Raw genomic sequence first — 6147 nt, 5'->3', positions numbered from 1 at the left:
GAAATTATTTACCTGAAAGCCTATAGGCAGGCGCGCCATGCTACCTCACGAAATTCCGGGACTCCTGTCGCCATAATTCGTTCACCTACGCAGCGGATGGGAGATGCCCTGAACGCCCTGCGTCCGCAACGACTACGCACAAAAGCCGCTTCGTCATTACTACCTCACTGGCTGGACGGCTATTCGGAATGCAATTCTTGCTCCTCTCGCGTGCTGCTAGCACACGTCGAATCAGCGAATTGCCCTGTCGCCTATCAGGGACTAAAAATCACCACTTCGCTAAGCTCCGTTTCCATGATTTTCAGCGTATGCGATGCATACCCTACACAAAGCTTGTTCCGCGCTGAATTAGTCGTCTAATTTTAGATGATTTAATTTTTCCATTTCCCTTATAGATATCACTCCCTTAACTGTCGCCCTATTTTGCTGAATAAAACGAGTTGCGATCGTTGATAATCATCTTGAATCAACTACAAGATAAAACAGCGTTAGAAAGAAGCTGTAGTTTTTACTCTGGGTACGGGAATACTACTTACCCCTGTATTACACAAGCACCACACAAGCCTGAACCATCATTCAGGCCACTCACCAAAAAGTACCTGATTGAATGGTTTCTGCATTCCCTGTCAAACGTTTTGAGCTTATTTCCCTTAAATACTGATAAACCCTGGCAGCAGCCAGCTGTTCCTTTTCTCCCCAACTGAGTATTCGTCCTGCACAGTACTTCTGACGTAATAATAGGTTAACTTCTTCTGTCTTTGCTCGCGTTAATGATTTAATGCCTTGCCAGGCTGTCTTGTCGGTACATAATAAATCTTTCGTCAGCTGCGTATTTTGTAAAAAGGCCTGTACTGCTGCTTTATTGTTATCCGCCCATAACCGATCAAAGACATAACCGATGCTAGGAACACTTTCCTGCACACCTAAGCCTTGTAAAATATCTGCTCCCGTCATTAATACGCTATAACCCTCAGCCTCCATTCGTGCGGCATAATGCCAATAGGTCAATAGAGCATCCACACGTTGTAGTGTCATTTGCTGACTTAATAGAGGCGGCGCGCCATAAACTTTTTCCATGCTATTAAATATCTTCGCCTGCCCTTGTTTTTGCATTAATGCCTGTAACAATAAACTATTTTTATCCAGCTCGCCCCCTGCTACCGCTAATTTCTTGTCTTTTAAATCCTGCAACTGTTTAATGGAGCTATTTTTAGCAACCACTAATGCTCCAGTAGTATTGGAGTACGGGTAAAAAGTATAGCCTTTACCCTGAGATCGCTGACGAGACACCCAGATCCAGTCAGCAACAATCATATCCACAGCTCCTGATAGCAAAGCAATTTTTCCTGCTTGCGGGTTTGCCATTTTTACCACTTGTAGCTGGTAATTCTCAGTCTCCATCATCCCCGACTGTTGCATTGCTGTTAATTCCCAGTTCACCGTTCCAAATGCTAAAACACCTAGACGAATTAATGTTTTTTCGCCCGCATAAGTAAGTTGGCTACTGAGAAATATACAGATAAATATAATTTTTTTAGTGGCGGGCATAATTAATAAAGATTGTTTAGACATAGTGAGGACAAAAAATGATAAAATCAGCCTTCTATTATAGTCTTATCTATACCGAACTAAGTAATGCGCCACCCCAAACAAGCAAAACAATTAGTTGATCGTTTCGGCCGAACGGTTGACTATGTCCGTATTTCTATTACCGACCGCTGTGATTTTCGCTGCCTGTACTGTATGTCTGAAGAGATGACCTTCTTGCCGCGCGAACAAATCCTGAGTCTGGAAGAAATTTATTTGCTAGCAAAATGTTTTACCGAACTCGGCGTTGGAAAAATCAGAATCACCGGTGGTGAACCGCTAATACGTCGTAATGCATTAGATCTTTTGCAAAAAATAGGCGACTTACCATTACTTGAAGAGTTAGTCATGACTACTAATGGCTCTCAACTTTCTAGCACTGCCGAACAACTCAAACAAGCCCATGTCTCTCGCTTAAATATTAGCCTGGATACACTGGATGCTAAAAAATTTAAAGACTTAACCCGTACTGGCGATCTCGACGTTGTACTTAAAGGGATACGTACCGCCATTAAGACCGGGTTTAAAAGTATCAAAATTAATGCTGTTATCTTAAAAAATCGCAATCATAATGAAGTGGTTGATCTGGTTCAGTTTGCACTGGATTCAGGGATAGATATCAGCTTTATCGAAGAAATGCCTCTGGGTTCTATTGATTCACATAACCGTGCCGAAGCCTATTACTCAAGCGACCAGATCCTGATAGATTTACAGGAAAAATTTACTTTAGAAAAAATCGCCGAGACCACTGCTGGCCCTTCTGATTATTATCGAGTACAAGGGACTACCACGAAAGTAGGCTTTATCTCACCGCATAGCCATAATTTTTGCAGTAGCTGTAATCGTGTGAGATTAACCGCTGAAGGCCGACTATTACTTTGCCTGGGCAATGATCACTCCATAGATTTAAAAACAGCATTGCGCACACACCCTAATGATACTGATTATATAAAACAGTTACTGATTGACTCTATGGATATCAAGCCTGAAAAACATGAGTTTGATTTAAATGAACAACCCATTATTATGCGTCATATGAATACCACAGGTGGTTAAATGAAAGTCTTTTTTTTAAGCTTGATAAGCATTCTATTACAAGCTTGTAGCACCTCCAGCGAAACCCATATTAAACAAACCGAGTTATTAGCATTATTAGATTCCGAGAAAACTCCGATCATTATTGATGTCCGCTCTAGTCGGGAATTCAATTCCGGTCACATCCCTCACGCTCAGCATATCCCTTTCTGGCAGTCCTTTACTAGCGACGCTTTAGAAAATAATGCGAAGCAAGACGATTTAATTATCTATTGTGAACATGGACCGCGCGCAGGCGTTACAAAACTGGCTTATTCTATGGCCGGCTTTAAAAATATTCGCTATTTACAGGGTCATATGACTAGCTGGCGTAAAGCTGGTTTACCGATGGATAGATAATGAAACGCTTTTTATTATTAATTTTAGCGCTCTGGCAGCAACGTTTTAAGCTCTATTTTTTTGCTGCTGTCATTGGAGCATTAACAGGGATTTTCATTTTTTATCCGATCAATGACTTTATTATGTTTTATGAAGTTGAAGGCGATGATATACAAGTCCAGTTAAGCGCCGCCCTTGATTACAGCTATACTCAGCTAAAAATTTCTTTAACCGGCGGCACTCCTAAAAAAACTTTATTTCTTGCCCAGATAGGCGCCTCATTTGGAATAATCATTGCTGTGATTTATGAAATGCTACACTGGCGTTTACAAAGAATTAATCGTTTAAGCCGGGAATTATCAGTTAATTTGCATGCATTGATTCTACAAGGGGAAAGCCCTTTACTAGAATTCAAATCTTCATTTCGCTGGGATTTAGAACAGAATAGAGTTAACCGTAGCCTGGAAACAGTGGTCTTAAAAACTCTGGCAGGTTATTTAAATAGCTCTACGGGGGGGACTTTGTTAATTGGTGTCTCTGATGCAGGTGAAATCATTGGCCTGGAAAAAGACTATCAATCTTTAAAGCGCCAGAATCAGGATGGCTATGAACAGGCCATTATTACCGCTGTTTCAGCCCAGTTAGGAGCAGATCTATGCCAATTTATCAAGACTCTGTTTCATGTCACTGATGGAAAACATGTCTGCCGTCTGATTGTGCTAGCTTCGCCACGCCCGGTATTTTTACATCAAGGTAAAACCCCCAAATTTTATTTACGTACCGGTGGTGGTACACGAGATTTAAATATACAGGAAGCCGTTGAGTTTATTGCCCACCGCTGGAATCGCTAAGGCACCCAGCCGCCTATCTTCGCTCCTTGCGCGCCCCTTCCCACAGAACACAAGCTACATTCCTTAGGAACACTGATTTAATAATATCCGAAAGCCTAATTTTAATGTAGCCTGTATGGAGCTTGCGGAATACAGGAAAAGCAGCGTAGTCACTTCCCCGTATTCCACAAGCTGCATACGGCTACAACTTTCGTTCTGGAGTTTATTAAGGTTTCTTAGCGGACTGAAGTCCGCTCTACATGGGAGGTTAATTCACTTCAGCATTTAAGTTATTTTTATCGCCAACATATAAAATTGCTTTCCAGTTATCCAGAATAGTGCGTGATTCCTTAAAATAACGAATGGAAACAACCGTCTTTGAGCCTTCCTGCTGGAAAAAAGTATGGCCTCCACCACTGCTAGTCTGCACAAAATCACTTTTCCATTGCTCAGTTAAGCATTGCTTCACAGTCTCAACACCTTTATCGTGACTAGCTTTGGCCTCTAATTCTCCAGATTCCTGCCAGGTACAAATATAATTAGTCAAACCCGAGCTCCACGCCCAGACTTGACAATTTCTTGCCTGGGGGAATACCCGCTCCGCATTCCAGATTTGCATATTTATTATGCGACGAGTATTTTTTCTTACCCCCCTGAACTGTTTAAAATCATTAGCATGATCAGCAACCAGTTCATTTAGCTTGACACAGACTTCGCTAGCACTCATTTCGGGTTCAGTCTGCGTAAAGAGCGAACATGCACTAGTACCAAAAACCATCAAACTGACAATAAAAAACCTTAGAACTGAGCTTTTTTTTCTGTATATCATCATCAACAACTCCGTCAAGTTAACAAATAAACGATAGCAAATTATTAGAATCCCCAAAGCATTGAAAAATTGTAGTTGAATTCATTTCGTTTTTTTTCAGAGGTATCATATTCATTACGTATTCCGAATTTAACCGCCAAACCTTCAAACCAATCTAAGGAATGTACCCAGTTTATATTTGTCAGGTTCCTGAATTCACCACCATTCGTCATGCTAGGATAAAAGTAGTTAGAAATACTAAAGTGCTGCTTAGCCGTGATATGCCAGGTTAAATCAACACCAATCAAGCCTTCTAAGCCAATAATATTTTCCTCATGAAAACTACCATCAGGATTCAGGGCAGGGTCACCAAAAGAATCATATTGAGTTTCACCAAACTCAAAAATAGTAGTCAGACCCGCCCTTCCTGCAAATTCCCACTCATCTGTTTTAATAAATTGATAACCAGGCCCCCCACCAAACTGTACTCGATGATTCCAGTCTTTAAATTCATCCCAATCATATACGCCCGTGGCAAATGCAAACCACTTGGTTTCAGAAAAAAACCAATTTTTATCCAGGGTAGCGTTAATTTGATTTTCACCGGTCTCTTTATCTTCCGAATCAAAGAAATAAAAAGACTTATAATCCCAGCGTCCATGCTCATCTTCATAGCGGGTGTTAAATGCTGTCTGGAAAGTACTATTAACCGATGAGCCTGAAGAGCCGCTCAGACCAATAGAAAGACTACTATCCCAGCCTTTAAACCACCCCGTCCCCATAAGGCCATTATCGACCTTTTCGCCTTTAGCGAATTTGAGATTATCTTCGGCGACTTCAATCTGTTGTTCAGCAACTTCAACTTTTTCTTCAGCAATTTCGACATTTTCCTCAGCGATTGCAAGCTCTCCTTTAGTTACTGCTTGCTCTTGCCCTACAGTCAACTTTTCTTCTGTTGCTGTGACTTTATCATCTAGACTGGTATCTTTGAGTTCTGCTTCAGCAGCTCTGATAGTCGCTGTAGTAACTGAGCCCTTAGCATCAGCCATTATAACGCTTTTAATGACTATCAGCTCTTCTTCAGAAACCTTAACGTCTTCTTGAGCAACGATAAATTTTTCGCCTGCCAAGACCAGCTTTTCCTCAGTTACAATGATTTCATGCTGCTCAACGGCATCTTCCTGTGCTTCAGTGACTTCAACTTCAAGCTTGTTTACCTTAACTTCCGCTTTGGCAACTTTAAACTTACCTTGAGCTACCAAGAGTTCTCCTTCAGCCACTATAGTATTTTTAAGAGTCTGCAGATTGTCTTCAGCAGCAGTGACTTTCTCTTGAGCAACGCTAAGTTTATCTGCAGCAAGAACGAGCTTCTCTTCAGCCACTTCCTTATTTTTTTCTTCTGCATTATCGACTACGTCTTTAGCACTTACGAGGGCTGCCTCAGCAACGATCACGACTTCTTCAGCGAGCGCCACTGCTGTTTTAGCACCTTTTAATGTTTTAAAACTA

Annotated in this window: 6 protein-coding genes; 3 read left to right on the top strand and 3 right to left on the bottom strand. The window is 41.3% G+C overall.

Translation table 11 applies throughout. The features are described from left to right. Window positions 1-585: 585 nt before the first annotated feature. A complete protein-coding gene (locus CDZ78_RS14820) occupies window positions 586-1572 on the bottom strand; it encodes an ABC transporter substrate-binding protein (protein ID WP_230990833.1) in 987 nt (328 codons plus the stop codon). Window positions 1573-1635: 63 nt separating this feature from the next. Between CDZ78_RS14820 and moaA the strand changes: the two genes are divergently transcribed. From moaA to CDZ78_RS14805, 3 genes are read left to right on the top strand one after another with little or no spacing between them, the layout of a single operon-like run. Next, complete coding sequence (gene moaA / locus CDZ78_RS14815) at window positions 1636-2643, top strand: GTP 3',8-cyclase MoaA (protein WP_087870706.1); 1008 nt, start codon at window positions 1636-1638, stop codon at window positions 2641-2643. Further along, window positions 2644-3021, top strand: a complete 378-nt coding sequence (locus CDZ78_RS14810) for a rhodanese-like domain-containing protein (RefSeq protein WP_087870705.1) — start codon at window positions 2644-2646, stop codon at window positions 3019-3021. Continuing rightward, window positions 3021-3851 (top strand): AlbA family DNA-binding domain-containing protein, encoded by an 831-nt coding sequence (locus CDZ78_RS14805; protein WP_087870704.1) that lies wholly within the window; start codon window positions 3021-3023, stop codon window positions 3849-3851. Before CDZ78_RS14810 ends, CDZ78_RS14805 begins: the two co-directional genes overlap by 1 nt. A gap of 247 nt (window positions 3852-4098) precedes the next feature. Here the strand turns inward: CDZ78_RS14805 and CDZ78_RS14800 are convergent, their stop codons facing one another. Together CDZ78_RS14800 and CDZ78_RS14795 are read right to left on the bottom strand one after the other, a co-directional pair. Further along, entirely contained in the window at window positions 4099-4557 is a 459-nt protein-coding gene (locus CDZ78_RS14800; RefSeq protein WP_140414088.1) for a hypothetical protein, read from the bottom strand. Window positions 4558-4703: 146 nt separating this feature from the next. Beyond that, on the bottom strand, window positions 4704-6147 hold a 1444-nt coding region (locus CDZ78_RS14795; RefSeq protein ID WP_087870702.1), incomplete at its 5' end, for a DUF481 domain-containing protein.

This window comes from Bathymodiolus platifrons methanotrophic gill symbiont (assembly GCF_002189065.1).
GTDB lineage: Bacteria > Pseudomonadota > Gammaproteobacteria > Methylococcales > Methylomonadaceae > Methyloprofundus.
Note: the sequence above shows the minus strand (reverse complement) of the source record. Positions and strands in the feature narration are given on the sequence as shown.